Origin of the sequence: Pseudomonas sp. PDM18 (assembly GCF_014852585.1) — a bacterium.
Lineage (GTDB): Bacteria > Pseudomonadota > Gammaproteobacteria > Pseudomonadales > Pseudomonadaceae > Pseudomonas.
The window spans coordinates 82,910-109,406 of record NZ_JACVBX010000010.1 but is presented as its reverse complement, the minus strand read 5'-3'; the positions used below and the strand labels follow the sequence as shown (position 1 = coordinate 109,406).

23 protein-coding genes and 1 pseudogene are annotated in these 26,497 nt (G+C 66.0%); 7 read left to right on the top strand and 17 right to left on the bottom strand.

Going from position 1 to position 26,497, the window contains the following annotated elements; translation table 11 throughout:
- Nucleotides 1-46 precede the first annotated feature (46 nt).
- From IB274_RS30170 to IB274_RS20070, 14 genes and pseudogenes are all read right to left on the bottom strand, one after another.
- Entirely contained in the window at nt 47-931 is an 885-nt protein-coding gene (locus tag IB274_RS30170; protein WP_412548442.1) for a methyl-accepting chemotaxis protein, read from the bottom strand.
- A pseudogene (locus IB274_RS30165) lies at nt 905-1,906 on the bottom strand (HAMP domain-containing protein); the annotation flags it as partial. The gene IB274_RS30170 and the pseudogene IB274_RS30165, both read right to left, overlap by 27 nt.
- 221 nt (nt 1,907-2,127) lie before the next feature.
- A complete protein-coding gene (locus tag IB274_RS20125) occupies nt 2,128-3,423 on the bottom strand; it encodes an adenylosuccinate synthase (protein ID WP_192434101.1) in 1,296 nt (431 codons plus the stop codon).
- 66 nt (nt 3,424-3,489) lie between these two features.
- Nucleotides 3,490-4,668 (bottom strand): ATP phosphoribosyltransferase regulatory subunit, encoded by a 1,179-nt coding sequence (locus IB274_RS20120; protein WP_192434099.1) that lies wholly within the window; start codon nt 4,666-4,668, stop codon nt 3,490-3,492.
- 34 nt (nt 4,669-4,702) lie between these two features.
- Entirely contained in the window at nt 4,703-4,888 is a 186-nt protein-coding gene (locus IB274_RS20115; protein WP_192434097.1) for a DUF2065 domain-containing protein, read from the bottom strand.
- 107 nt (nt 4,889-4,995) lie between these two features.
- Nucleotides 4,996-5,865: a protease modulator HflC gene (gene hflC, locus IB274_RS20110; protein ID WP_081515534.1), complete on the bottom strand. Its 870-nt coding sequence runs from the start codon at nt 5,863-5,865 to the stop codon at nt 4,996-4,998.
- Nucleotides 5,865-7,037, bottom strand: coding sequence for an FtsH protease activity modulator HflK (gene hflK / locus IB274_RS20105; protein WP_192434095.1), 1,173 nt, complete (start codon nt 7,035-7,037; stop codon nt 5,865-5,867). Before hflK ends, hflC begins: the two co-directional genes overlap by 1 nt.
- A 95-nt stretch (nt 7,038-7,132) precedes the next feature.
- Nucleotides 7,133-8,434, bottom strand: coding sequence for a ribosome rescue GTPase HflX (gene hflX, locus IB274_RS20100; RefSeq protein WP_081515532.1), 1,302 nt, complete (start codon nt 8,432-8,434; stop codon nt 7,133-7,135).
- 12 nt (nt 8,435-8,446) lie between these two features.
- Nucleotides 8,447-8,695 (bottom strand): RNA chaperone Hfq, encoded by a 249-nt coding sequence (gene hfq, locus IB274_RS20095; protein ID WP_017520393.1) that lies wholly within the window; start codon nt 8,693-8,695, stop codon nt 8,447-8,449.
- Between the two features lie 106 nt (nt 8,696-8,801).
- On the bottom strand, nt 8,802-9,764 hold the full coding sequence (gene miaA, locus IB274_RS20090) for a tRNA (adenosine(37)-N6)-dimethylallyltransferase MiaA (RefSeq protein ID WP_192434093.1): 963 nt from the start codon (nt 9,762-9,764) through the stop codon (nt 8,802-8,804).
- A 78-nt stretch (nt 9,765-9,842) separates the two neighbouring features.
- On the bottom strand, nt 9,843-11,747 hold the full coding sequence (mutL, locus tag IB274_RS20085) for a DNA mismatch repair endonuclease MutL (protein WP_192434091.1): 1,905 nt from the start codon (nt 11,745-11,747) through the stop codon (nt 9,843-9,845).
- Entirely contained in the window at nt 11,744-13,174 is a 1,431-nt protein-coding gene (gene amiB / locus IB274_RS20080) for an N-acetylmuramoyl-L-alanine amidase AmiB (RefSeq protein ID WP_081515529.1), read from the bottom strand. Before amiB ends, mutL begins: the two co-directional genes overlap by 4 nt.
- A gap of 7 nt (nt 13,175-13,181) precedes the next feature.
- Nucleotides 13,182-13,649, bottom strand: coding sequence for a tRNA (adenosine(37)-N6)-threonylcarbamoyltransferase complex ATPase subunit type 1 TsaE (tsaE, locus tag IB274_RS20075; RefSeq protein ID WP_192434089.1), 468 nt, complete (start codon nt 13,647-13,649; stop codon nt 13,182-13,184).
- Nucleotides 13,637-15,139: an NAD(P)H-hydrate dehydratase gene (locus tag IB274_RS20070; protein ID WP_318652903.1), complete on the bottom strand. Its 1,503-nt coding sequence runs from the start codon at nt 15,137-15,139 to the stop codon at nt 13,637-13,639. The genes tsaE and IB274_RS20070 overlap by 13 nt, the downstream gene beginning before the upstream one ends.
- Before the next feature lie 98 nt (nt 15,140-15,237).
- Between IB274_RS20070 and queG the strand changes: the two genes are divergently transcribed.
- Nucleotides 15,238-16,305, top strand: coding sequence for a tRNA epoxyqueuosine(34) reductase QueG (gene queG / locus IB274_RS20065; protein ID WP_192434392.1), 1,068 nt, complete (start codon nt 15,238-15,240; stop codon nt 16,303-16,305).
- Nucleotides 16,306-16,358: 53 nt separating this feature from the next.
- Here queG and orn read toward each other — a convergent pair whose 3' ends face one another.
- A complete protein-coding gene (gene orn / locus IB274_RS20060) occupies nt 16,359-16,901 on the bottom strand; it encodes an oligoribonuclease (protein ID WP_192434078.1) in 543 nt (180 codons plus the stop codon).
- An 89-nt stretch (nt 16,902-16,990) separates the two neighbouring features.
- Here orn and rsgA point away from each other — a divergent pair, with 89 nt between their 5' ends.
- Complete coding sequence (gene rsgA, locus IB274_RS20055) at nt 16,991-18,022, top strand: small ribosomal subunit biogenesis GTPase RsgA (RefSeq protein ID WP_184595179.1); 1,032 nt, start codon at nt 16,991-16,993, stop codon at nt 18,020-18,022.
- A 95-nt stretch (nt 18,023-18,117) separates the two neighbouring features.
- Here rsgA and motB read toward each other — a convergent pair whose 3' ends face one another.
- On the bottom strand, nt 18,118-19,176 hold the full coding sequence (motB, locus tag IB274_RS20050; protein WP_151188499.1) for a flagellar motor protein MotB: 1,059 nt from the start codon (nt 19,174-19,176) through the stop codon (nt 18,118-18,120).
- Nucleotides 19,177-19,191: 15 nt separating this feature from the next.
- On the bottom strand, nt 19,192-20,043 hold the full coding sequence (gene motA / locus IB274_RS20045) for a flagellar motor stator protein MotA (protein ID WP_081515523.1): 852 nt from the start codon (nt 20,041-20,043) through the stop codon (nt 19,192-19,194).
- A 121-nt stretch (nt 20,044-20,164) separates the two neighbouring features.
- Between motA and IB274_RS20040 the strand changes: the two genes are divergently transcribed.
- From IB274_RS20040 to IB274_RS20020, 5 genes are all read left to right on the top strand, one after another.
- A complete protein-coding gene (locus IB274_RS20040; protein ID WP_225614941.1) occupies nt 20,165-21,688 on the top strand; it encodes an HDOD domain-containing protein in 1,524 nt (507 codons plus the stop codon).
- Between the two features lie 114 nt (nt 21,689-21,802).
- Entirely contained in the window at nt 21,803-22,618 is an 816-nt protein-coding gene (gene rhdA, locus IB274_RS20035; RefSeq protein WP_192434076.1) for a thiosulfate sulfurtransferase, read from the top strand.
- A 3-nt stretch (nt 22,619-22,621) separates the two neighbouring features.
- Nucleotides 22,622-23,491, top strand: a complete 870-nt coding sequence (gene asd, locus IB274_RS20030) for an archaetidylserine decarboxylase (RefSeq protein WP_192434074.1) — start codon at nt 22,622-22,624, stop codon at nt 23,489-23,491.
- A 75-nt stretch (nt 23,492-23,566) separates the two neighbouring features.
- A complete protein-coding gene (locus tag IB274_RS20025) occupies nt 23,567-24,544 on the top strand; it encodes an HPP family protein (RefSeq protein ID WP_192434072.1) in 978 nt (325 codons plus the stop codon).
- Nucleotides 24,545-24,672: 128 nt separating this feature from the next.
- Complete coding sequence (locus tag IB274_RS20020; protein WP_192434070.1) at nt 24,673-26,481, top strand: molecular chaperone; 1,809 nt, start codon at nt 24,673-24,675, stop codon at nt 26,479-26,481.
- Nucleotides 26,482-26,497 lie beyond the last annotated feature (16 nt).

Here is a 26,497-nt window from a genome sequence, read left to right as displayed (position 1 = left end):
GTCTTTTACCTCGCCAGGCGCGAACGCCCGGCGAGGTCTACCAACCTCAAGCCTTAAACTGCCCCAGACTGGCGCGCAGCTGATCAGCCAATCCATCGAGCACTCGCCCACTGCTGGCGGTCGCACTCACCGCTTCCGCCGCGCGACTCGCCTCGGCATGGATCACCTCGACTCGCCCACGCACCGCCGCAGCGCCTGCGGCCTGCTGTTGCGCCGAATGAGTCGCCGCCTCGATGGCGCCGTGCACTTCCTCCACTGCGCTCTGCACTTCGCGCTGCAGCCGCTCACTATCCTGCAAAGCTGCCAAACCCTGCACCGCCTGCTCGCGAGCGTGCCCGATTGCGGACACCGCCTCTCGCGCACCTTCCTGCAGCGCACCAATGTGTGACTGGATATCGCCAGTGGATTGTTGGGTCTTGCTGGCCAGCGCGCGCACCTCGTCCGCCACCACGGCGAACCCGCGCCCGCTCTCACCCGCACGCGCCGCCTCAATGGCCGCGTTCAGCGCAAGCAGGTTGGTCTGCTCGGCAATCCCATGGATCACCGAGAGCACCACTTCAATCTGCTCGCTCTGCCGCGCCAGACGCTCAATCACGCCAGCGCCGTTCTGTACGCGGGACTCCAGGGTTTCGATCAGCCCGCCAACCTTGCGCGCAATAGCCGCATTGGCCTGCGCCGCCTTGCGAATCTCTCCAACCCGCGCCAGCGCCGCCTGCATGGAGCGGCTTTCCATCTCGGCTTCCGCCGCCATCCCGGAGAGCGCCTCCAGGCTGCCGGCCACTTCGTTACGCTGCCGATCCGCTGCCGCTTCGGCACTCGCGCTGCGACTGGCCAGCGCGGCAATTTCGCTGCCGGTCTGCTGCGCAACCTGCCCCGCCTCGCGCACGATGGGCTGGAGCTTATCGACGAAGCGGTTAACCGCGGTCGCCATTTCACCCAGCTCATCACGGCTATCCAGGCGCACGCGCCGGGTCAGGTCACCCTCCCCGGCCGCCAGGTCATTCAGCGCATCGATCAGCAGGCGCAGGCGATTCACCACACGCCGACCGAGCACGACAGCCAGGCAGAGCAATACACCAAGCCCCACCAGCAGCAGCCCCATGCCGATGCGCCAGCGCAACGTTCCCGCCGCCTCTTCGATGGACGCCTTCGTGCCCTGACTCATGCCCACCGCTGCCTGCTTCGCGGATTGCAGGCGCGCCGTCAGCGCCTTGGAGCTGTCGGCCGCCGCACCGGAAAGGCTATCGCCCACCAACTGGTCACCACTGGCGACCAGCGCCGAGAAACGCTGATCCAGCGAGGCGATCTGCTTCTCGATGGCATCGGTGGAAACGCCCAGGCGCACCGTGCCGATCACCACGCCATTAGGACTGATCGGCGCCTCGACGAGGAACACCGAACCGTCATGACTTGCCGCCTCCAGCACCTTGTCCAGGGCGCGCTCGCCCTTGCCCTTCTCCAGCAGCGCCTGGACCCGCGGATCCTCGCGATTGAGGTAGCGGGTCAGGTGCTGCCCCTGTGGATCGTCGTAGACCACGAAGAGCACGTTCGGATTGGCCTGGGCGCGCCGGGCGTAGTCGGAGAGCAGCGGGACGTCGTTGTCCCACATGGCCTTGGGCGCAACAGCCGCCAGCAACTGCGCCAATTCGGTGGCGGACTGGCGCAGGCTCTGCTCCAGCCCCTCGCGCAACTGTCCCTGCTCTTCCTCCAGGCGCGCCGAGAGCGCTGAGCCCAGGCGCTCACGGGTGCGCGCTGACAGGTCATTCAGGCCGGAAGTGACTTCCTTGCCGGCCTGCTCCAGTTCGCCGGCGAGGCGTTGCGATTCGTTACCCAGGTGCGCCCCGAGGTCGCTGACCAGACCATCGACGGTGTTACGGGTAAGCCAGAGGGCAATCGCCAGCTGCACCAGCAGTGCGACTCCAAGGGCGATGAAAGCGGGGCGCAGTAAGCGACTGCGCAATAAAGACAGGACGGCGGACACGGCGGGCTTCCTCCGGATATAACGGATGTCTGGCGCGAAAAGCACCAATCCGTTTCTCCAGCAAAGCGCGTGCCGCTAAGCAAAAACCAACCCCCAGAAACGACAACGGGCCGCATGAGCGGCCCGTTGCAGTGTGCAGCGGTGTATCAGCCGAACGGATGGCGCAGGACGATGGTCTCGGCACGGTCCGGGCCGGTGGAGATGATGTCGATGGGCGCACCGACCAGCTCCTCGATGCGCTTGATGTAAGCACGCGCATTGGCCGGCAGGCCTTCCAGGCTCTGTACGCCGACGGTGGATTCACTCCAGCCCGGCAGGTCTTCGTAGATCGGCTGCAGACCAATGTAGCTGTCGGCGTCGGTCGGCGCGTCGGTCAGTAGTTCGCCGGCGGCGTTCTTGTAGCCAGTGCAGATACGCACGGTTTCCAGGCCGTCGAGGACGTCCAGCTTGGTCAGGCACAGGCCCGACAGGCTGTTGATCTCGATGGCGCGACGCAGGATGACGGCGTCGAACCAGCCACAACGACGGGCACGCCCGGTGGTGGCGCCGAACTCGTGACCGACCTTGGCCAGGCGCGCGCCGACCTCATCGAACAGCTCGGTCGGGAACGGACCGGAACCGACGCGGGTGGTGTAGGCCTTGGTGATACCCAGGATGTAGTCCAGGTACAGCGGACCGAAGCCCGAACCGGTAGCGGTGCCGCCAGCGGTGGTATTGGAGCTGGTGACGAACGGGTAGGTGCCGTGGTCGATGTCCAGCAGCGAGCCCTGGGCGCCTTCGAACATGATGTTCTCGTCGGCGCGACGCAGGTCGTGCAGGGCCGAGGTCACGTCGGTCATCAGCGGGCGCAGCTCTTCGGCGTAGGCCATGCACTCATCCAGGGTCTTCTGGAAGTCGACAGCCGGCTCCTTGTAATAGTGCTGCAGGACGAAGTTGTGGTAGTCCAGAACCTCCCCGAGCTTGGCGGCGAAGCGCTCGCGGTGGAACAGGTCGCCCACGCGCAGGCCGCGACGGGCCACTTTGTCTTCGTAAGCCGGGCCGATGCCGCGACCGGTGGTGCCGATCTTCGCGTCGCCACGGGCCTTCTCGCGAGCCTGGTCGAGGGCTACGTGGAAGGACAGGATCAGCGGGCAGGACGGGCTGATGCGCAGGCGCTCGCGCACCGGTACGCCCTTCTCTTCCAGCTTGGCGATTTCGCGCATCAGCGCGTCGGGCGCCAGTACAACGCCGTTGCCGATCAGGCACTGCACGCCTTCGCGCAGGATGCCCGACGGGATCAGGTGCAGTACGGTCTTCTCGCCAGCGACCACCAGGGTATGACCAGCGTTGTGGCCGCCCTGGTAACGCACCACGGCAGCAGCCTGGTCGGTCAGCAGGTCGACGATCTTGCCTTTGCCCTCATCACCCCACTGGGTGCCCAGGACTACGACATTCTTACCCATAACTCTTGTCCCCATCGTGGATGTTCGGTGCCGGCCGCGGCCGGCAGAAACTCGAAGTGGCGCGCCTCAGAGCGCAGCCACCTGCCAATTGCCATCGCGAGCCAGCAATTGCTGGTCGCAGCCCGCTTCGGAAGCCGAAGCCGCATCCTGCCCGGGCAGCGCCTGTACCACACGCACGCCCTGACGGCGCAACTGCTGCACCGCCTGCCACAAGCCAGCCCCATCGGCCGGCGCCCAGACTCCGGTGCGCGGCTCGTCGAGCTGGGCGCGGCCAAGAGTGACCAGGGTCTTGAGGTCGGTGGAGAAACCGGTGGCCGGACGCGCACGGCCAAAATCGGCGCCGATGTCGTCGTAACGGCCGCCCTGGGCGATGGACTCGCCAACCCCAGGCACGAACGCGGCAAACACCACGCCCGTGTGATAGTGATAGCCACGCAGCTCGCCAAGGTCGAAGTACAGCGGCAGCTGCGGGAAGCGCGCCGCCAGCGAGTCGGCGATGGCAGTCAGGTCGGCCAGCGCCGCCTGGACGTTGGCCGGAGCACCAGCGAGCACTTCGCGCGCCTGCTCCAGCACCTCACGACTGCCGCACAGCTCGGCGAGCGCACGGAGCATGCCGGCGAGCTCGCTCGGCAGGCCTTCGGTCAGCGCTGCGACTTCGTCCACGGCTTTGCGCTGCAAGGCGTCGAACAGCAACTGCTCGACTTCGCCGGACAGCCCGGCAGCCTGGGCCAGGCCACGGTAGATGCCGACATGACCGAGGTCCATGTGCACATCCGGCACCTGGGCCATCTCGAGCATGTCGAGCAGCAGACTGATGACTTCGACGTCACCGGCCGAGCCGGTGTTGCCGTAAAGCTCGGCACCCAGCTGGATCGGGCTGCGCGAAGTGGCCAGCGCACGCGGGCGGGCATGCAGCACGCTGCCGGCGTAGCACAGGCGGTTCGGACCTTCGCGACGCAGGCTGTGGGCGTCCATGCGCGCCACTTGCGGCGTGATGTCCGCACGGAAACCCATCAGACGGCCGGACGCAGGGTCGGTGACCTTGAAGGTACGCAGGTCCAGATCCTGGCCGGCACCGGTCAGCAAGGATTCCAGGTATTCGATATGCGGAGTGACGACGAACTCGTAACCCCAGCGCTGGAACAGGTCCAGCACCTGACGGCGGGCTGCTTCAACGCGAGCCGCCTCCGGTGGCAGCACTTCTTCGATTCCATCTGGCAGCAGCCAGCGGTCTACCGTTGCCATGTCGCCTCTCTCCTTTTTTAGGCCGGGCGGCACTTCAATGAATGCAGTAAAGAAGGACGGTGCCGAGCAGCATGCTGCCCAGCCCGATGAGTCTCAGACCGCGGTCGCCAATGCGCCCGAGTCCGCTCACGGCGTCGCGCCAACCACGCGGATACAGGAATGGAAGGATGCCTTCCAGCACCAGCAACAGACAGAACGCCTTGCCGAATTCCTGCCACATGGCTCTCGTACATCATTCTCGCGGACGCAAAAAAGCCGGGATTTCCCGGCTGACCCATGATAACACGATTTCTCCGACGGGCGCTGCCGCCCGCCGGAGACTTTGACTTACGGTTTAGCTTTTTCCAGATAGCGGAAGAACTCGTTGCTCGGATCGAGCACCAGCACATCCTTCTTGTCGGCAAAGCTCTCGCGGTAAGCCTTGAGGCTGCGGGTGAAGGCGTAGAACTCCGGATCGGCGGTGTAGGCCTTGGCGTAGATCGCCGCTGCCTTCGCATCGCCGTCACCTCGGGTCTCTTCCGACTCGCGATAGGCCTCGGCCAGCAGTACACGACGCTGACGGTCGGCATCCGCGCGGATACCTTCGGCCAGTTCGCGCCCCTTGGCGCGGTGCTCGCGAGCTTCCCGCTCACGCTCGGTGCTCATGCGCTCGAACACGCTGCGGTTCACTTCCTTGGGCAGGTCGATAGCCTTGACGCGAACGTCGACCACTTCGATACCCAGCTCCTTCTGCGCCATGCGGTTCAGCGAAGCGGTGATATCCCCCATCAGCGCATCACGCTCACCCGACACCACTTCGTGCAGGGTGCGCTTGCCGAACTGGTCACGCAGGCCGGCTTCCAGACGACGGGACAGACGCTCGTCGGCGATCTGCTTCATGCCGGAAGTCGCGGTGTAGAAGCGCTCGGCATCGGAGACGCGCCACTTGGCGTAGGCGTCGACCATCACCGCCTTCTTCTCCAGCGTCAGGAAACGCTGGGTCGGCGAGTCCAGGGTCAGCAGGCGGCCGTCGAACTTGCGCACCGTATTGACGTACGGAATCTTGAAGTGCAGGCCGGGCTTCACGTCCGGCTCGACCACGCGACCGAAGCGCAGCATGACGGCGCGCTCGGTCTGCTGCACCACGTAGACGCTGCTCCAGACGGCAACAGCAACCACCACACCCGCGATGAGGGCGATCAGGGACTTGTTACTCATCAGCGGCTCTCCCGGGTACGCGTATCACGCTGCTGCAGGTCGTTGGCGACCCGCGAACCGATATCCGGCGTGCTGCTGCTCGCGCTCGGCGCGGCGTTCGGAGCTGCCGAACCACGGCCATCCATCATCTTGTCCAGCGGCAGGTAGATCAGGTTGTTCTGACCTTGCTGACCAGTCACCAGCACCTTGCTGGTCTGACTCAGGACGTCCTGCATGGTGTCCAGGTACAGACGCTGACGGGTGACTTCCGGGGCCTTGTGATACTCGCTGGCCAGCTTGGCGAAACGATCCGCCTCACCTTGGGCGCGGGAGACCACTTCATCGCGGTAGCCGTTGGCTTCCTCGATGATGCGCTGGGCTTGACCACGGGCTTCGGGCACCACGCCGTTGGCGTAGGCTTCGGCCTGATTCTTCTCGCGCTGCTCGTCCTCGCGGGCACGGATCACGTCGTCGAACGCTTCCTGTACTTCACGCGGCGCGGCGGCGCTCTGGATGTTCACCTGGGTCACCGTGATACCGGTCTTGTAGGTATCGAGGAAACGCTGCAGGCGATCACGCACCTCAGTGGCCATCTGTTCGCGGCCCTCGGTGAGGATCTTGTCCATGGTGGTGGAGCCGGCCACGTGCCGCAGGGCGCTTTCGGTGGCGTGCTGCAGGCTCACTTCCGGCTGGTCGACGTTGAGCACGAAGTCCTTCAGGTTGCTGACCTTGTATTGCACGGTCAGCGGAACCTCGACGATGTTCTCGTCCTCGGTGAGCATCTGACCCTGCTTGCTGTAGGCACGCTCGCGGGTGACGTTCTCCTGGAACTTCTTGTCGATCGGCGGGAAGTAGATATTCAGGCCGGGGCCCACGGTCTCGTGGTACTGGCCGAAGCGCAGGATCACCGCCTGCTCCTGCTCATCCACTACGTAGATGGCGTTGTACAGCCACAGCACGGCGAGGATCGCCAGGCCGATACCGAACAGGCCGAGGCTACCGCCCCGACCGCTGCCGCCACCGCCCGAACCACTGCCGCGCTTGGGTTTGCCGAAAATTCCATTCAGGCTGTCTTGCAGCTTGCGGAACGCTTCATCCAGATCAGGAGGACCCTGGCGACCACCACCACGGCGTCCACCCCAGGGGTCCTGGTCGTTCTTGTTCGAGTTGTCACCCGGCTCATTCCAAGCCATAGCGCTCTCCATCTGATAACGCGAAAACGCGCCTACGGCGCGCCCACCTATGCTACCGAATGCCCATTACGCTGCCAAAAACAGTGTGCCGGGCTTTATTGCAAAGTGTGTTGCGCAATGAACTCTGCCGGCTGCCAGCCTTCGCGGCTCACCATGCGGTTCAACTCGACACGCGGCAGGCGGACCTGCAAAACGGCGCGTCCCTGTTCGTCGTGATTCTCCGACTGTACCGCACCCAGCTCGAAGAACTGAGCCCGGAGTCGTCCCAGCCGCTGTGGCAGGCAGAGCGTTCCAACGAACATGTCCTCCCCCAGCAACTCGGAGATCGCCTGCTCCAGCAACTCCAGCCCGCGCGATTCCCGCGCCGACAGCCAGACTCGGACCGGCTTGCCCAGCTCGTCGCGCTGGATCATCGGTTGCAAGTCCGGCAGCAGGTCGATCTTGTTGTACACCTCGAGCATCGGCAACTCGTTCGCGCCGATTTCCTTGAGCACCGCCAGCACCTGTTCGATCTGCGCATCGCGATCCGGCTCGTGGGAGTCGATCACATGCAGCAGCAGATCGGAGTTGCTGGATTCTTCCAAGGTAGCCCGAAACGCCTCCACCAGCTTGTGCGGCAGGTGGCGAATGAAGCCTACGGTGTCGGCCAGCACGATCGGACCGACGTCATCCAGCTCCAGGCGGCGCAGGGTCGGGTCGAGGGTGGCGAACAACTGGTCGGCCGCATAGACCTCGGAAGTGGTCAGCGCATTGAACAGCGTGGACTTGCCGGCGTTGGTGTAGCCCACCAGGGACACCGCCGGAATCTCCGCACGGCGACGGCCGCGACGAGCCTGCTCGCGCTGGCTGCGGACCTTCTCCAGGCGTGACTTGATCTGGCGGATGCGCCCACGCAGCAGGCGGCGGTCGGTTTCCAGCTGGGTTTCACCCGGGCCGCGCAGGCCGATACCGCCTTTCTGGCGTTCAAGGTGAGTCCAGCCGCGCACCAGGCGCGTGCTCATGTGCTCCAACTGGGCGAGCTCCACCTGCAGCTTGCCTTCGTGGGTACGGGCGCGCTGGGCGAAGATGTCGAGGATCAGACCCGTACGATCGAGCACGCGGCATTCGAGCGCTCGCTCGAGGTTGCGCTCCTGGCTCGGCGTGAGGGTGTGATTGAAGATGATCAGCTCGACCTTCTCGGCGTGGACGAGGTCGTGCAACTCTTCGACCTTGCCGCTGCCGATCAGGTACTTGGCTGAGGGCTGATGACGCGAAATGCTGACGAAAGCAACCGCTTCCGCGCCTGCCGAACGGGCCAGCTCCTGGAATTCCTGCGGGTCTTCGCGCGCCTCGGGGTCCTGACCTTCCAGATGGACCAGAATGGCCCGTTCCCCACCACCCGGGCGCTCAAAGAACAAGGCGGACTCCCGTCAAACGTTGCCCGGCTCGGCCGGTTGATCACCGGTGGGCAGGCGCACGGGGCGGCTGGGAACCACGGTGGAAATGGCGTGCTTGTAGACCATCTGGCTGACAGTGTTCTTCAGCAGGATGACGAACTGGTCGAAGGATTCGATCTGACCCTGCAGCTTGATGCCGTTGACGAGGTAGATGGAAACCGGAACGCGTTCTTTGCGCAGGGTATTGAGGTAAGGGTCTTGTAGCGAATGCCCTTTTGACATATGCCGCACTCCTTGTAAGGGTAAAAAACTGATTTAGTAGTAGTCGAATTTGGCTTAACGCCGTCCTGAACCCCAAGGATAGACGGCCGGAATTAAGGTCTCGAGCCTATATGGAGACCGCCTCAAAGTATTTCAAGGCACGCGGCAAATTGTCGCTTGCCTGACTGTCCAACCAGTGTAGATCGCTCCAGCTACGGAGCCAGGTGAACTGGCGCTTGGCCAATTGCCGCGTAGCGATGACGCCGCGCTCCACCATCTCAGCGTAGGACAGTTTGCCCTCGAGGTAATCCCATACCTGTCGGTAGCCCACCGCTCTTATGGACGGTAGCCCTACGTGCAAGTCATTCCTTGCGCGAAGGCATTCGACCTCGGCGATGAAGCCCTGTTCCAGCATCTGGTCAAAACGTTGCGCGATACGCTCGTGCAACACCTGGCGCTGCAGAGGCGCGATCGCCAGATGAGCCACAGTATACGGTAATTGTCCACCGCCTTGCGCGCCGAGACCCGCATTTTCACTCGCCTGGCGAAGGCGGTGTGCAGTCATGGACATACCGCTCACGCGGTACACCTCGAGGGCCCGGACAAGTCGCTGAGGGTCATTGGGGTGGATGCGCGCGGCCGACTCCGGATCGACGCGCGCCAACTCTTCATGCAGGGCGCTCCAGCCCTCGGCAGCGGCCCAGGCTTCCAGTTCGGCGCGCACGGCGGCGTCGGCGGCGGGCATATCGGCCAACCCCTCCAGCAACGCCTTGAAATACAACATGGTGCCGCCGACCAGCAGCGGAATCTTCCCCGCCGCGGTGATCTCGGCCATGGCCGCCAGGGCGTCGGCGCGGAATTCCGCCGCCGAATAGGCCTCGCTGGGGTCACGGATATCGATCAGGCGATGCGGGAATTCCTCAAGCACCTCGCGGGGCGGCTTAGCGGTACCGATATCCATGCCGCGGTAGATCAGCGCCGAATCCACGCTGACCAGCTCCACCGGCAGCAAGCGCGCAAGCTCCAGCGCCAGGTCGGTCTTGCCGGCGGCGGTGGGGCCCATGAGGAATATCGCGGGAGGCAGGGACATCGGGAGCTCGTTACTGCGGACTGCTGAATCGATTGGCGTGCAGTTTACTGCACTTTCCTGAACGCAGGCTTACGAAAATCAACGGCCCCGCAAGAACAGCTTGTCCAATTCGTCGAGCCCCAACTGAGTCCAGGTCGGCCGGCCGTGGTTGCACTGGCCACTGCGCTCGGTCACTTCCATGTCGCGCAGCAGGCCGTTCATCTCCGGCAGGGTCAGCCGGCGGTTGGCGCGCACGGCGCCGTGGCAGGCCATGGTGCCGAGCAATTCATTGAGATGCGCCTGGATGCGGTCGCTGGTGCCGTATTCCAGCAGATCGGCGAGGACGTCGCGCACCAACTGGGTAGCCTCGGCCTGCTTGAGCAGCGCGGGAATCTGACGGATCGCCAGGGTTTCCGGGCCGAGCCGCTGCAGTTCGAAGCCGAGCCGGGAGAACCAAGCCCCATGCTCTTCCGCGCAATCTGCCTCGCGCTCGCTGACGGCGATGGACTCCGGCACCAGCAACGGCTGGCCCCGCAGGCCTTCGCTGGCCATGGCAGTCTTCAGGCGCTCGTACATGATCCGCTCGTGGGCGGCGTGCATGTCCACCAGAACCAGGCCGTGGGCGTTCTCCGAAAGGATGTAGATGCCCTTGAGCTGCGCCAGGGCATAACCCAGCGGCGGCACGTCCTGGCTGCTTTCCGGCAGCGCCTGCGGCGCCTGGTCGGACAGCGGCGCGAAATAAGCCTTGTAGGCGCCCTGGGCTTCCTGAATGGGCGGAATTTCCGGACGAGTTGGCTGGTAGCTGTAGCCACCACCACCACTGGAACCGCCGGAGGCTGGGCTCGGCTGCCAAGCACGCGCGGCAGCCGGGGCCTCCAGCACGGTCTCGGACAGACGCATTTCGCCCTGCGGGCCGAATTCGCCGGCTTCCGCGCCGGTCGGGCGCGGCACGGTCAGGGTGGTCGCCCCCGGCGGTGCCAGCTGGTCGTCCGGACGCACTTCCGCCAGCGCCCGATGCAGGGTGCCGTAGAGGAAGTCATGGACCATGCGGCTGTCGCGGAAGCGCACTTCATGCTTGGTCGGGTGGACGTTGACGTCCACCACCGATGGGTCGACCTCGAAGAACAGCACGAAGGTCGGATGGCGACCGTTGTACAGCACATCGCGATAAGCCTGGCGCACGGCGTGGGCAACCAGCTTGTCCCGCACCATGCGGCCGTTCACATAGAAGTACTGCAGGTCCGGCTGGCTGCGGGAGAAGGTCGGCAGGCCGACCCAACCCCACAGGTGCAGGCCGTTGCGCTCCACTTCGATGGGCAACGCCTGCTCGAGGAAGCCGGTACTGCAAACGGCACCCACGCGGCGGGCGCGGGCGGCTTCGTCCTTGGCTTCATGCAGCGAAAGGATGGTCTTGCCGTTGTGGCGCAGATGGAAAGCCACGTCGAAGCGCGCCAGTGCCAGGCGCTTGATGACTTCCTGCAAGTGATCGAATTCGGTCTTCTCGGCGCGCAGGAACTTGCGCCGCGCCGGGGTATTGAAGAACAGGTCGCGCACTTCGATGCTGGTGCCTACCGGGTGAGCCGCAGGCTTCACGGTGGATTCCATGTCGCGGCCCTCGACTTCCACCTGCCAGGCCTGCTCGGCGTCGGCGGTGCGCGAAGTGAGGGTCAGGCGCGAGACGGAGCTGATCGAGGCGAGCGCTTCGCCCCGGAAGCCCAGGCTCATCACCCGTTCAAGGTCTTCCAGCTCGCGAATCTTGCTGGTGGCGTGGCGCGCCAGGGCCAGCGGCAGGTCGTCTGCAGGAATGCCGCTGCCATCGTCGCGCACGCGCAACAGCTTGACGCCGCCTTGCTCGACTTCGATGTCGATGCGCTTGGCACCGGCGTCGAGACAGTTTTCCAGCAGCTCCTTGATGACCGACGCGGGTCGTTCGACCACTTCGCCGGCGGCGATCTGGTTCGCCAGCCGCGGAGTTAGCAACTGGATGCGGCGTACGTCACTCATTGCTGCGACGCCAGAGAGGTGCCCGGAATCTTCAGCACCTGGCCTATCTTCAGCTCGTCACTCTTGAGCGAGTTGGCGCTGCGGATCGAAGCGGTGCTGACATCAAAGCGGCTAGCAACCATTGCCAGGCTGTCGCCACTGCGCACGACATATTCGCGTGGGCCGGAAGCCAACTGGCCGCCGTCACGCAGCGATGCGATGTAGGTGCCCGGTGGTGGGGTCTGCACGAAGTACTGGCGCACGCCAGCGGCGATCGAGCGCGCCAGCGCCTGCTGGTGCGAGCCGCTGGCCAGCTTGGCGGACTCGTTCGGGTTGGAGATGAAACCGGTTTCCACCAGGATCGACGGAATATCCGGGGACTTCAGCACCATGAAACCGGCCTGTTCCACCCGGCGCTTGTGCAGTGGGGTGACGCGGCCGACGCTGGTCAGCACCTTGTGGCCAACATCCAGGCTGGAGGACATGGTGGCAGTCATCGACAGGTCGAGCAGCACGCCGGCGAGCATCTTGTCCTTGTCGTCGAGATTCACGCCGCCGTCGCCGCCGATGAGGTCGGAACGGTTTTCCGTGTCGGCCAGCCAGCGCGCGGTTTCGGAGGTTGCGCCACGGTCGGACAGGGCGAACACCGAGGCCCCGAAGGCGCTGCGGCTAGGCGCGGCATCGGCGTGGATGGAGACGAACAGGTCCGCGCCCTTCTTGCGGGCGATCACGGTGCGGTTGCGCAGCGGGATGAAGTAGTCACCGGTCCGCGTCAGCTCGGCGCGGAAGCCCTTCATCTGGTTGATCTGCCGCTGCAGTTCGCGGGCGATCGACAGGGTGATGTTCTTCTCGTGCAGGCCGTTCGGGCCAAGGGCGCCGGGGTCTTCGCCGCCGTGGCCGGCGTCGATGGCAATCACCACGTCACGCTTGCCGCCGCTACTCGGCGCGGGGATCTTGGCGACCGATTGCGCAGGGCTGACGGGCGTGGCGGGCACACTGGGCGTTGGAGTCGCGGGGACGTCCGGAGCGATATCTGCACCCTGATCGTACAGGTCGACGACCAGGCGGTTGCCGTACTGCTGGTTTGGCGGCAGCACGAAGCTCTTGGGCGTGACCGCATTCTTCAGGTCGAGCACCAGGCGCAGGTCGGTGGGCGAGCGCTGGGCAGAGCGCATCGCGGTGATCGGCGTGTTGTTCAGCTTGAGCTTGTCGAGGGCAGCGGACATCTGCGCGCCATTGATGTCGACGACGATGCGGTTGGGCGCGCTCAGGGTGAACAGACTGTGCTGCACCGGGCCGGACAGATCGAACACCAGCCGTGTGTTGTCTGGCGCGCGCCAGATGCGCACGCTCTTGATTTGCGTGGCGGCAGAAACCTCGCCGGCAAAGAATGCCAGCAGAACGGACACCCCGATAAACAACGCCCGAAGGCGCAACCCCCAACCCATCTTTTTTCTATGCTCCCGTGGCCAGGGCGGCACACCAGGCTTCGCCCCGTGTTCCGTGCGGGTCGAGGCGCAGCATGCGTCCGCCCGCATGCGGAACAATGGTAATGTCCATGTCGGCCTTTGGCAAAATGCCTTTGCCGCGCTCCGCCCACTCAATCAGGCACAACGCATCGCCCTCGAAGTAGTCGCGGATGCCGAGGAACTCCAGTTCCTCCGGATCGGCGAGGCGGTAGAGGTCGAAGTGAAAGGCGCGCAGATCGCCGATTTCGTAGGGCTCGACCAGGGTAAAGGTCGGGCTTTTCACCGATCCCCCATGGCCCAACCCCCGCAGGATGCCGCGCGACAGCGTGGTCTTGCCCGCCCCCAGGTCGCCATGCAGGTAGATCACTCCGTGCCCAGCGGTCGCGTCGGCAATACGGCGACCAAGTTCGACCATGGCCTCTTCGCCGTCGGCGAACAGATTCAGTTCAGGCATGGGGACAGCTCCTCGAGCAACTGACGAACGGCAGGAATCAGATCGGCGGCAGCCAGGCCCCGCCCTTGTGCGCCAAGCGACTCGCCAGCACGTGCATGCAGCCAGACCGCCAGGCACGCGGCCTCGAAAGCAGGCATCCGCTGCGCCAGCAGCGCACCGAGGATGCCGGACAGCACATCCCCCAGCCCGGCACCTGCCATGGCGGGATGTCCGTGACTGCACAGCGCCAGCCGGCCATCCGGGGAGGCGACCAGACTGCCGACGCCCTTGAGCACGACCACCGCATGGTAGCGCTGCGCCAGCGCGTGCGCGGATTTCGGCCGGTCGGCCTGGACCTCAGCGGTGGAGATGCCCAGCAGGCGGGCCGCCTCGGCCGGATGGGGGGTGATCACCCAGTCGCCGGACGGGCGAGCAACCAGGCCTTCTGCCAGCAGATTGAGCGCATCGGCGTCCCACACCTGTCGGCGCTCCAGGCTCGCGGCAGCGCTGACCAGCACGCGCCCCCAGGCTTCGCGGCCGACACCAGGGCCGACCACCAGCACATCGGCGCGCTCGGCAAGACGCAGCAGCTCAGCGGAAGAAGAGACGCCACGCGCCATCAGCTCAGGTCGGCGAGCCAGTGCAGCGGGTACGTGGGCGGCACGGGTCGCCAGAGACACCAACCCTGCACCGCAGCGCAGCGCGCTCTCGGCGGCCAGCAGCGCGGCACCGCCCATGCCGGTATCACCGCCGATCACCAGCGCATGACCGAACAGGCCCTTGTGTGCGGCCTTCGGGCGCTCGGCCAGGCGAGCCAGCGAGGCCGGAGCGAGACGGCGCGCCACGCCACTCTCGGAAATCAGCGCAGGGTCAGCATCGAGCCCGTCGAAGACCAGCTCGCCGCATTGATCGGGGCCATTGCCGGTGAACAGGCCGAGCTTGAGGCCGATGAAAGTCACCGTCAGGTCGGCTCTCACCGCACAGCCCAGCACTTGCCCCGTATCGGCACTTAGACCGGAAGGGATGTCCACGGCCAGCGTCGGCAGGCCGCTGGCGTTGATCGCAGCAATGGCCGAGGCATAAGGCTCGCGCACCGAACCGCCGAGACCGGTGCCCAGCAACGCGTCCACCAGCACGCCACGCAGCTCGGCACGGTCGCTCCAGGCTTCGATATCCACGCCGGCCGCGCGCGCTTCGCCATGGGCCGAAGCGGCATCGCCGGACAGGCGGGAGACGTCGCCGACCGCCAGCACACGCACGCGCCAGCCGGCACGCAGGGCCAGGGCAGCGATCAGATAGCCATCGCCGGCGTTGTTGCCGTGGCCGGCCAGCACGGTGATTTCGCCAGCATCCGGCCATTGGCGACGCAGGGCGCGCCAGGCCGCATGGGCGGCGCGGCGCATCAGCTCAAAGCCGGGGGTGCCGGCGGCGATCAGGCGCGCGTCGAGGTCGCGCACCTGCTGGGCGCTGTAGAGATTCAGGGGCAAATCGTCGTGGGCAGTCATCGCGATTCCGGGCGGCAGAATGTGTCGCCTTGGCGTACGGACGGGCCGACGCCGGCAAGGTCTGGCAGAATTATACGCACCCGGACTTCGCTTTCTCGCCTTCCATGCACGATTCAACACTCGACTACGCCGACCTCGCCCTCTCCATCAAGGACTGGGGGCGCGAACTCGGCTTCCAGCAGGTCGGCATCAGCGGGCTCGACCTGGAAGCCCACGGCGAGCACCTGCAGCGCTGGCTGGAGGCGGGCTACCACGGCGAGATGGACTATATGGGCGCCCACGGCAGCAAGCGCTGGCGTCCGGATGAACTGGTGCCCGGCACGCTGCGGGTGGTGTCGCTGCGCATGGACTACCTGCCCGGCGACACGCGCATGGCGCAGGTTCTGGGCGATCCAGAGAAGGCCTATGTGTCGCGCTACGCCCTGGGCCGCGACTACCACAAGCTGATCCGCAAGCGTCTGCAGCAACTGGCTGAGCGCATCCAGCAGCGGATCGGGCCGTTCGGTTTCCGCGCCTTCGTCGACAGCGCACCCGTGCTGGAGAAGGCCATCGCCGAGCAGTCGGGCCTGGGCTGGATCGGCAAGAACACCCTGGTGCTCAACCGCAAGGCCGGCAGCTACTTCTTCCTCGGCGAGCTGTTCACCGACCTGCCGCTGCCCGTGGACGAGCCGCACGGCACGGAGCACTGCGGGCGTTGCACGGCCTGCATGGACATCTGCCCCACCGCCGCCTTCGTCGCGCCCTATGTGCTGGATGCGCGGCGCTGCATTTCCTACCTGACCATCGAATTGAAGGGCCCGATCCCCGAAGACCTGCGCCCGCTGATCGGCAACCGCGTGTTCGGCTGCGACGACTGTCAGATGGTCTGCCCGTGGAACCGCTTCGCCCGGGCCACCGACCAGGGCGACTTCCAGCCGCGCCACAGCCTGGACAACGCCGCGCTGGCGGAGCTGTTCCTGTGGACGGAAGAGGAGTTCCTCAGCCGCACCGAGGGCTCGCCGCTAAGGCGCGCCGGTTACGAGCGCTGGCTGCGCAACCTGGCCGTGGGGCTGGGCAATGCACCGTCGACCATTGCGGTGATCGAGGCGCTGCGCGCGCGGCGGGAGTTCCCGTCGGAACTGGTGCGCGAGCATGTGGAGTGGGCGCTGGCGCGCCATAACGCCGGAATCTGAAGCTTTTCGTAGGAGCGAGCAAGCTCGCTCCTGCAAGAGCAGAATCGCGCCACTTACACCTTGATGAAATGCTCGCGGTAGTAGCGCAGCTCGGCGATGGACTCGCGAATGTCGTCCAGGGCCAGGTGGGTGTTGCCCTTCTTGAAGCCGTCACGCACCGAAGGCGCCCAGCGCGCGGCCAGCTCCTTGAGGGTCGACACGTCCAGGTTGCGGTAGTGGAAGTAGCCTTCCAGCTTCGGCATGTGACGGTAGAGGAAGCGGCGGTCCTGGCAGATGCTGTTGCCGCAGATCGGCGAGCTGCGCTTGGGCACCCACTTTTCCAGGAAGGCAATGGTCATCGCCTCGGCCTCGGCGGCGGAGATGGTGCTTTCGCGCACGCGCTGGGTCAGGCCGGACTGGCCATGCTGACGGGTGTTCCACTCGTCCATGCCGGCGAGCAGCGCCTCGCTCTGGTGCACGGCGATCACCGGGCCTTCCTCGAGGATATTCAGGTCACTGTCGGTGACGATGGTCGCCATCTCGATGATGACGTCCTTGTCCGGGTCCAGCCCGGTCATTTCCAGGTCGATCCAGATCAGGTTCTGCGGGTTCTGCATGATGGGGCTCCTCAGCTCAGCCCTCTAGTTTAGCGGGAAGCACGCCGGCGCATGCTAAACTCCGCCGCGATTTTCCCTGTGGATACCCTATGGCCAAGCGTCACCTCACCCGCCGGCAGAGCTGGCGGATCGAAAAAGTCCAGGAAGAACGCGCCGCGCGCGCGGCGAAGCGCGAGTCGCGCGCCCTGGAAGAACTGGAAGGCGGCGACCTCGGACCGGAACAGACCGGCCAGGTGATCGCCCACTTCGGTGTGCAGGTGGAAGTCGAGGCCCAGGACGGCGACGCTGCCGGCCAGGTGTTCCGCTGCCACTTGCGCGCCAACCTGCCGCCGCTGGTGACGGGCGACCAGGTGGTCTGGCGCCCGGGCAATCAGGGCATTGGCGTGATCGTCGCGCAGCTGCCGCGCACCTCCGAGCTACGCCGCCCGGACATGCGCGGCGTGCTTAAGCCGGTCGCGGCCAACGTCGATCGCATCGTCATTGTCTTCGCGCCGCGCCCCGAGCCCCACGCCAACCTGATCGACCGCTACCTGGTGGCTGCCGAGCACGCGGGCATCAAACCATTGCTGCTGCTGAACAAGGCTGACCTGATCGACGAGGAAAATGCACCCTTCCTCGACTCGCTGCTGGGCACCTACCGCGAGCTGGGCTACCCGCTGCTGGAGGTCTCGGCCGCCAACGGCCTGGCGCTGGACGCCCTGCGCGCCGCGCTGAACGAGCACGTCAGCGTGTTCGTCGGCCAGTCGGGCGTGGGCAAGTCGTCACTGGTGAATGCACTGCTGCCGGGCGTCGACACCCGCGTCGGCGACCTCTCGGAAGTCACCGGCAAGGGCACTCACACCACCACCACCGCGCGGCTGTTCCACTTCCCCGCCGGCGGCGACCTGATCGACTCCCCCGGCATCCGCGAGTTCGGCCTCGGTCATGTCAGCCGTGACGACGTGGAAGCGGGCTTCATCGAGTTCCACGACCTGCTCGGCCACTGCCGCTTCCGCGACTGCAAGCATGACCGCGAACCGGGCTGCGCGCTGCTCAAGGCGCTGGAAGACGGGCGCATCTCGCCGCAGCGGATGGCCAGCTACCGGCACATCCTCGCGAGCCTGCCGGAAGACGAGTACTAGCCCTTCCGACCTGTAGGAACGGGCCATGCCCGCTCCTACAAATGCACGCAGGGTGCAACGAAGAAGGCCAGCTTTTCAGCTGGCCTTCTGGTTTCTCACTGCTGCTTGTTCAGCTCGTCGAGCTTCAGCGTGCCGCCGTCGTCGAACAGATTGAGCTTCTGCTTGAGCTGGTCAGGCGGCAGCGGATCGCCCGGCCCGGCCGCCGGCTTGGCCGGCGCACCGTTGGGTGCCGCCGCGCCCGGAGCTGCCGGAGCGGCGCCATCGACAGGCCTGTCAGCCCCGCCATCCTGGCCTTCGATAGCGCGCTGGGCCTTCTTGGTCAGGACGATGATGTCGATGCGGCGGTTCACCGGGTTGAGCGGCTTGTCGCGATCGAACAGCGCCGAGGAGGCGTAACCGACCACGCGGGCGATCTGGTCTTCCGGGTAACCGCCGGCTTCCAGCGCACGGCGCGCGGCGTTGGCGCGGTTGGCCGAGAGCTCCCAGTTGCCGAAATCGCCATTGCCCGCGTAGGGCTTGGCGTCGGTGTGGCCGCTGATGCTGATCTTGTTCGGCACTTGCTTGATGGTCTCGGCCAGCGCCAGCAGGATGTCCTCGAAGTACGGCTGCAGGCGCGCGCTGCCCAGGTCGAACATCGGCCGGTTGTCCGAGTCGACGATCTGGATGCGCAGGCCGTCCTGGGTGATTTCGAAGAGGATCTGGTCCTTGAAGCGCTTGAGGGTCGGGTTCTCGTCGACCTTGTTCTGCAGCTCCTGCAGCAGCAGCTCCAGGCGCTCCTTCTCGACCTGCTCGGCGACGTCCTGGGCCTGTTGCTCGGTGATCTTGGCGTTCTCGTCCGGGTTGATCCGCGTCTCGTCGGCATCCGGCTGGGCCTGGATCTGCGGGTTCAGGGTCTTGTCCGGCGCCGGCGTCGGCGTGCCGCCCAGGTCGATGACGTAGGGACTGGCGCTCTCGGTGAAACCGATGGGGTCCTGGAAATAGCCGGAGATGGCCTTCTTCTGCTCCGGCGTGGCCGAAGACAGCAGCCAGAGTACGAGGAAGAACGCCATCATGGCGGTGGCGAAGTCGGCGAAGGCGATCTTCCAGCCACCGCCATGGTGGCCGGCGGCGTAGCGCTTGATGCGCTTGACGATGATCGGCTGGTTGTTATCCATGCGTCAGACGACCTATCAGCGACCGCGAACGGCCTGCTCCAGCTCGCTGAAGCTCGGGCGATGCGCCGGCAGCAGCACCTTGCGGCCGAATTCGACGGCCAGCGACGGCGGCATGCCGGAGGCGGAAGCCACCAGGCAGGCCTTGATCGATTCGTAGAGGTTCAGCTCTTCCTTGGCATCGTGCTCCAGGGCGTTGGCCAGCGGGCCGACGAAGCCGTAGGCGGCGAGAATACCGAGGAAGGTACCCACCAGCGCCGCGGCGACGTGGTGGCCGATCTCGGCCTGGCTGCCCTGGCCGAGCAGGGCCATGGTGATCACGATGCCCAGTACCGCCGCGACGATACCGAAGCCCGGCAGGGCGTCGGCCACACGGGTCACCGCATGGGCCGGGTGTTCGAGGTCTTCCTTGAGGCTGCCCAGTTCCATGTCGAACAGGCCTTCCAGCTCGTGGGGGGCCATGTTGCCGGAGGACATGATGCGCAGGTAGTCGCAGACGTACGCGGTCATGCGTTCGTCCTTGAGCACCGCCGGGTACTTGCTGAAGATCGGGCTCGCCGCCGGGTCCTCGACGTCGGCCTCGATGGCCATCATGCCTTCGCGACGACTCTTGTTGAGCACTTCGTAGAGCATGCCCAGCACTTCCAGGTAGAAGGTGTGGGTGAAGCGGTTGCCGAACATCTTCGGCGCCTTCTTCAGCACGGTCATGAAGGTGCTGCCAGGGTTGGCCTGGAGGAACGCGCCCAGCGCGGCGCCGCCGATGATCAGCACCTCGAACGGCTGGATGATGGCCGCGATCTTGCCGCCGGAGAGCATGTAGCCGCCGAGCACGCTGGCCATGAGAACGATGATGCCGATGATTTTTGCCATGGGGACCGGACTGAAACGGTGAACAGAAAGGGAGGCAAGTTTCCCGCCTCCCTGTTGTTATCGGAGATTTCGGGCAAGACTATAGGCCGAAAACACTAAAAACCAGTTCGGCGCCTCACGCATGCCCAAGCAAATGCTTCATCCAGAGCGTCTCAAGGCCTGGCTCACCCAGCTGGAAGACCTGCCTTTGCCGGTTCCGCTGGAGCAGCGCGATGACATTCGCCGTGCGTTGAACGATAGCCGGCGCTCGATCCGCGATATTGCCGACTTGTTGCAGGACGCGCCGACACTGGCTTTCGCCATCCTGCGCGAAGCCAACCGGGCGCAGAGCGCACGGGACAATCCGGCGGAAAGCCTGGAGGTCGCGCTCAACCGCCTGGGCCTGAGCCGCGCCAGCCAGTTGCTCGACAGCCTGCCCGCGGTACCCGAAGCGCAGATGCCGCGCGCGCTGAACCAGCTGCTGCTGATCAGCCGCCACGCCATGCAGCAGGCCAGCGGCCTGTTCGCCAACCGCCTGGCGCGGCTCTGGCAGGAAATCCACTGGGGCAGCCTGTTCACCCTGGCACCGCTGTGGGCGCTGGCCACCGCAAGACCGGAGCTGATGGAGAACTGGCAGCGCCAGGTCTACGGCCTGGGCCGCTGCAGCAGCGAAGTCGAAGAGGAACTACTTGGCACCCGCCTGCTGCCACTGTGCCGCGCACTCGCCGACAGCTGGCGACTGCCGGACTGGGTCGGCCAGGGCTACGCCCTGCTCAGCGACGACAAGCGCCTGCTGGTGCGCGCCCTGCACGTTACCCATACCGAACACGATGCGTTGGGACAGCAGCAGCGCCTGGACGCCGACCCGGAGCTGCAGCGCTGGCTGACCCGCCCGGCCAACACCATCCTCCTCGCCAACAGCATCGCCATGGCCGCGCACCAGTCCTGGGGCGGCGTGCACATGCTGCGCTGGCAAAGGCTGACCAGTCTCTACCTGCAGATGCCTCTGGACGAGCTGCAGCAGACCGTCCACGGCCTCGCCGCGCAGAGCGCCCGGCGCCACGCCCGCCCGCAGCTCTGGCACCCAGCCGAGGCGCTGCTCTGGCCTTGGGAAGCCCGCCGTTGGCTCAACGGGCCGAAAGCCGAGGAACCCGCCAAGGCGCCAGACACCCTGGCGCAATGGCGCCAGCACTGCACCCGCCTGATGCAGACGCCCAGCCCGTTCGGCAACGCCGTGCAACTGCTCGACTGCGCCACCGACGCACTAAAGGCCTGCGGGCTGCAACGCGGGATCATCCTGCTGGCCGACAAGAGCGGCAGTTGGCTGCAGGCGCGTCGGCATTTCGGCCTGGACAGCGAGATCGGCGACTTCAAGCTGGAAGTCGCCGCCAGCCCGGTGCTGCGCAAACTCCTGCAACAACCCGGACAGTTACGCCTGAGCCCGGCCAACATGGCTGAGTTCTCGGCGCTGATTCCCGGCGCGCTGAAGGCGCTGATCCCCAGCGAACACCTGCTGCTGCGCTCGCTGGGCAATGGCGTGCGGGTCGTCATGCTGGTCGTCTGCGATCGCCACGGCCAGCCGCTGGCAGACCTGCACGCGCAGGCCTTTGGCCGCACCATGCAGTGCGTCGAGCACGCGGTGAAACACATGGCGCGAGGCGCTTGATCCGCGAAAGGTTTGCGCCCCGCCGCGTCCCCTTTAAACTAACCGCCCTCACGGGGTAGCCCAGGGCGCCTGCTCACGTTGCCTCCCCCACCGTTCCCGCCGGGAGACTCCGACATGTCCGCTTTCTCCGCCCTGCCCCTGGTGATCGAACCGGCTGACCTCGCCAGCCGCCTCGACGCCCCCGAACTGATTCTGGTCGACCTGACCAGCGCTGCGCGCTATGCCCAGGGCCACATCCCCGGCGCCCACTTCGTTGCCCCTGCGCGCACCCAGCTGGGCGGCACGCCGGCACCGGGCCTGCTGCCGGCGAAGGCCGACCTGGAAGCGCTGTTCGGCGAACTGGGGCACAACCCTGATGCCGTCTACGTGGTCTACGACGATGAAGGCGGCGGCTGGGCCGGCCGCTTCATATGGCTGCTGGATGTGATCGGCCACAGCAACTACCACTACGTCGACGGCGGCCTGCACGCCTGGCTCGCCGACGGCCTGCCGCTCTCCGAGGACGTCCCGGCGCCGGCCGGCGGCCCACTGCCGCTGACCCTGCACGACGAGCCCACCGCCACCCGCGAATACCTGCAGAGCCGCCTGGGCGCCGCCGACCTGGCCGTCTGGGACGCCCGTAACCCCAGCGAATACAGCGGCCAGAAAGTCCTCGCCGCCAAGGCCGGCCACGTGCCCGGCGCCGTCAATTTCGAATGGACCGCCGGCATGGACCCGGCCCGCGCCCTGCGCATCCGTACCGATATGCCGCAGATCCTCAAGGACCTGGGCATCACCCCGGACAAGGAAGTGATCACCCACTGCCAGACCCACCACCGCTCCGGCTTCACCTACCTGGTGGCCAAGGCCCTCGGCTATCCGCGGGTCAAGGGCTATGCCGGTTCCTGGTCGGAATGGGGCAACCATCCCGACACCCCCGTAGAGGTTTAAGGAATGTCGTTCAAAGATCGTCTGTTCATCCTCGCCCAGTACCTGCTGCCGCATCACCTGCTGTCGCGCCTGATCGGCTGCGCCGCGGAATGCCGCGCGCCCTGGTTCAAGGACCGGCTGATTCCCTGGTTCGCTCGCCGCTATCAGGTGGACATGCGCGAAGCCCAGGTCGAGGACCTGCATGCCTACGAGCACTTCAACGCCTTCTTCACCCGCGCCCTGAAAGAAGGCGCGCGCCCGCTGGACGAAAGTGAAGGCGCGGTGCTCTGCCCCGCTGATGGCGCCATCAGCCAGCTCGGCCCGATCGAGCACGGCCGCGTGTTCCAGGCCAAGGGCCACAGCTACAGCCTGATGGAGCTGCTGGGCGGCGACGCCGAGCGCGCCGCGCCCTTCATGGGCGGCGAGTTCGCCACCGTCTACCTGTCGCCCAAGGACTACCACCGCGTACACATGCCGCTGGCCGGCACCCTGCGCGAGATGGTCTACGTACCGGGCCGCCTGTTCTCGGTGAACCAGCTGACCGCCGAGCAGGTGCCGGAACTCTTCGCCCGCAACGAGCGCGTGGTGTGCATCTTCGACACCGAGCGCGGGCCGATGGCCGTGGTTCTGGTAGGGGCGATGATCGTCGCCTCCATCGAGACCGTCTGGGCCGGCCTGGTCACGCCGCCCAAGCGCGAGCTGAAGTCCTTCTCCTACGACGAAGCGTCCCGCGCGCCGATCCACCTGGAAAAGGGCGCAGAACTGGGCCGCTTCAAGCTGGGCTCCACCGCCATCGTGCTGTTCGGACCCGAGCAAGTCAGCTGGGCGGAAAACCTCGCCGCCACCAGCGCCGTGCGCATGGGCGAGCGCCTGGGTGGCGCGCGCCAGGGCTGACGCCCACTCTTATAAGGCGGGCGGCCAACGAGTCGCCCGCCATCGCTTTTCGCCTCACCGTGCCACTTCCCTGCCATGAAACACTTCCTGCATCTCTTCGGCTGGCGGACAAATGCCACCAGTCATCTGGAAAAATGGCTCTCCGCAATTGGAGCGCTGTGCGGCATCGCCGCCATCTATGCCGTCACTCACTGGGTCCTGCCCAGCGAAGCGGCCATCTGGGTCGTCGCCTCGATGGGCGCCAGCGCCGTGCTGCTGTTCGCCGTGCCCCATGGCGCGCTGTCGCAGCCCTGGGCCGTGCTTGGCGGCCAGGTCCTCTCGGCCATCGTCGGGGTGGTCTGCCAGAAACTCTTTCCCGACCAGCCCTTCACCCCCGCCCTGGCGGTAGGCGCGGCGATCCTGGTCATGCACTACGCGCGTTGCATCCATCCACCGGGTGGCGCCACCGCGCTTGCAGCGGTTTCCGGCGGCCCGGCCGTCACCACGCTGGGCTTCCACTACGTGCTCAGCCCGGTGCTGCTCAACGTGGTGCTGATCCTCACCGTCGCCGTGCTGTTCAATGGACTGTTCGCCTGGCGCCGCTACCCCGCGCCGCTGGCGCGCCTGCCGGGCTCGCCAAAGCTGCCCGCCGGCCCGTCCCCGGAAGACCTCTACCACGCGCTGCGCAAAATGGATTCCTTCATCGACGTGCAGTTCGACGACCTGCTGAAGATCCTCCAACTGGCCCAGGAACACGCCCAGGCGCAGCGCCTGAGGCCAGACGACATCCAGCTCGGCGCCTGCTACAGCAACGCCCTGAGCGGCGACGCCTGGGCCGTGCGCCAGGTAATCGACGACCACCCGGACAAGCGCGGCCGCCAGGACCAGGTGGTCTACAAGGTGGTGGCCGGCGCCGGCAAGGGCAACACCGGCGTGTGCCGCCGCCAGGATCTGCTCGACTGGGCCGCCCATCCGGTGATCGCCCAGGGCGACGGCTGGGTACGCAGCACGGCGCAGGACTCGGCGAAAAACGCCTTGCAACGCCAGATCAAAGGCGAAGCGCCGCCAGCGTGACCTGCGCGCGCACCATCCGGGCGATGGGCTGCGGCGGGCGACGGATGCTGCTAGAGTTCGGAAAAAGCCGACAGTTATGACCAACCGGTTCGTACAACGAAGCGGATTGTGGAGAAACCATTCCCGCCATGGACAACAGTCCCCAGCAGTTTCTGCGTGTTCCCACCCCGACGCACGAGAGCCTGAGCTTCTGCAACGCCAACCCGCGCGAGCTGAAAAACTGGCTGGATCACCTGCCCAAGGCCAACCTCGGGGAAACGGCCCGCCAGCTCTACCAGGGGCTGATCGAACTCAACCAGCTCAAGCTGCCGGTCGAGACGCGTCTGCAATTGCTGGAATTGTTCCGCCCGGAAGTGCACTTCGTCTGCCATAACCTGGAACGCCACTTCCTCAACCAGTCCATCGTCCTGGACGAACGTCCGCGCAAGGTCGCCAACCTCTGCCAGGCACTGCAGAACCACTTGGCCATCGGCTACAAGCTGATTGTCGTACGCGAAGCCTCGCGCTTCACCCGCGAGCGCGCCCAGGTCATGACCGCTGCCATCCAGCGCGCGATCCGAAGCCTCTGCGGTCCGCTGGTGCGCGCCTCGCAGCTGTACTGCCCGGTGCCGGAAAACCTCTGGCTGGAACTCCACCAGCTCTACCAACTGGCCCGCCAGCACGGTCTGCAACACACCCCGGTGCGCGACGCGCTGGCCCGCCAGGCCCAGGGACTGTCCATCGAACAGTCCTACCTGGTGGCGCTGATGCTCGGCTCTGCGCGCTGCAACCAGATGCGCCAGAACAACATCGCCCGCGTTGCCGAAGTCCTCGAGGGCTGGGCGGCGCAGGTGAAAGTGCAGGCCGCCGATGCGCCCTCCACCCTGTTCGTCGTAGTTCCGCAAGTGGATGGCCCGCCGCGCTATCGCACCCTGTTCAAGGAGAGCGACCTCGTCGGCGCTCTGGGCATCGACCCGCAGCCGCTGGTGGACGTGATCCGCGAATACCTCCTGCTGCCCCCGGAAAACCGCGCGCAGGCCCGCCTCAAGGTGCCCGAGGGCGTCAGCATCGATCTGCTGCAGCACCTCGCCGCGGCCTGGGGCGATATCGCCGAGCGCACCTTCCACCGCACGCCCGGTCAGGGCCAACTGACCCTGTGCATCGGCATGAGCGCCCTGCACTACTTCCTCGCCGGCCGCAGAAGCTTCAATGACCTGCTGAAGATTCAGGTGCAGGAACAGATACCGACCTTCAAGACCGAGGTGAAAGACGCCTGGTCCGACGCCTTCGACGCGCAGAAGCTCAACGACTGGCAACCCGGCATGCCGCTGGAAGAGATCGAGTACACCGCACCGCGCTCCACCGATGAGAGTGCCCTGGGTGGGGTGACGGAAACTCCGCGCGACGATTACCCGGTACACACCCTGGCCATTGTAAACCACAGCCCCGGCGGCTACTGCCTGACCTGGCCGAAGGACATTCCCAGCCAGCTGCAAGCCGGCGAACTGCTCGGCATCCAGGACACCCCGGAGCACAGCTGGAGCGTCGCCGTGGTGCGCTGGATCCGCCAGGTCCGTGGCGGCGGCACGCAGATGGGTATCGAGCTGATCGCCCCGCTCGCCCAGCCCTGTGGCCTGCAGCTGCTGCGCAAGACCGAGCAGGGCAGCCAGTACCTGCGCGCCCTGCTGCTGCCGGAAATCGCCGCGATCTCCCGCCCGGCCACCGTCATCACCCCGCGCCTGCCCTTCCAGGAAGGCAACCGAGTGCAGCTCAACCTGCATGGGGATGAACGCCGCGCCAGCCTGACGCGCAAGGTCACCGCCACCGCCAGCTTCACCCAGTTCGAATACCAGGCACAGGATGCCGCCGGCGCGCCGAGCGATAAGCCCATCACAGCCCCGAACGCTCGCGGCCCTGGCGGGGAGGAAGACTTTGACTCGCTGTGGAAGTCTCTGTAGATTCCGGGGACTTCCC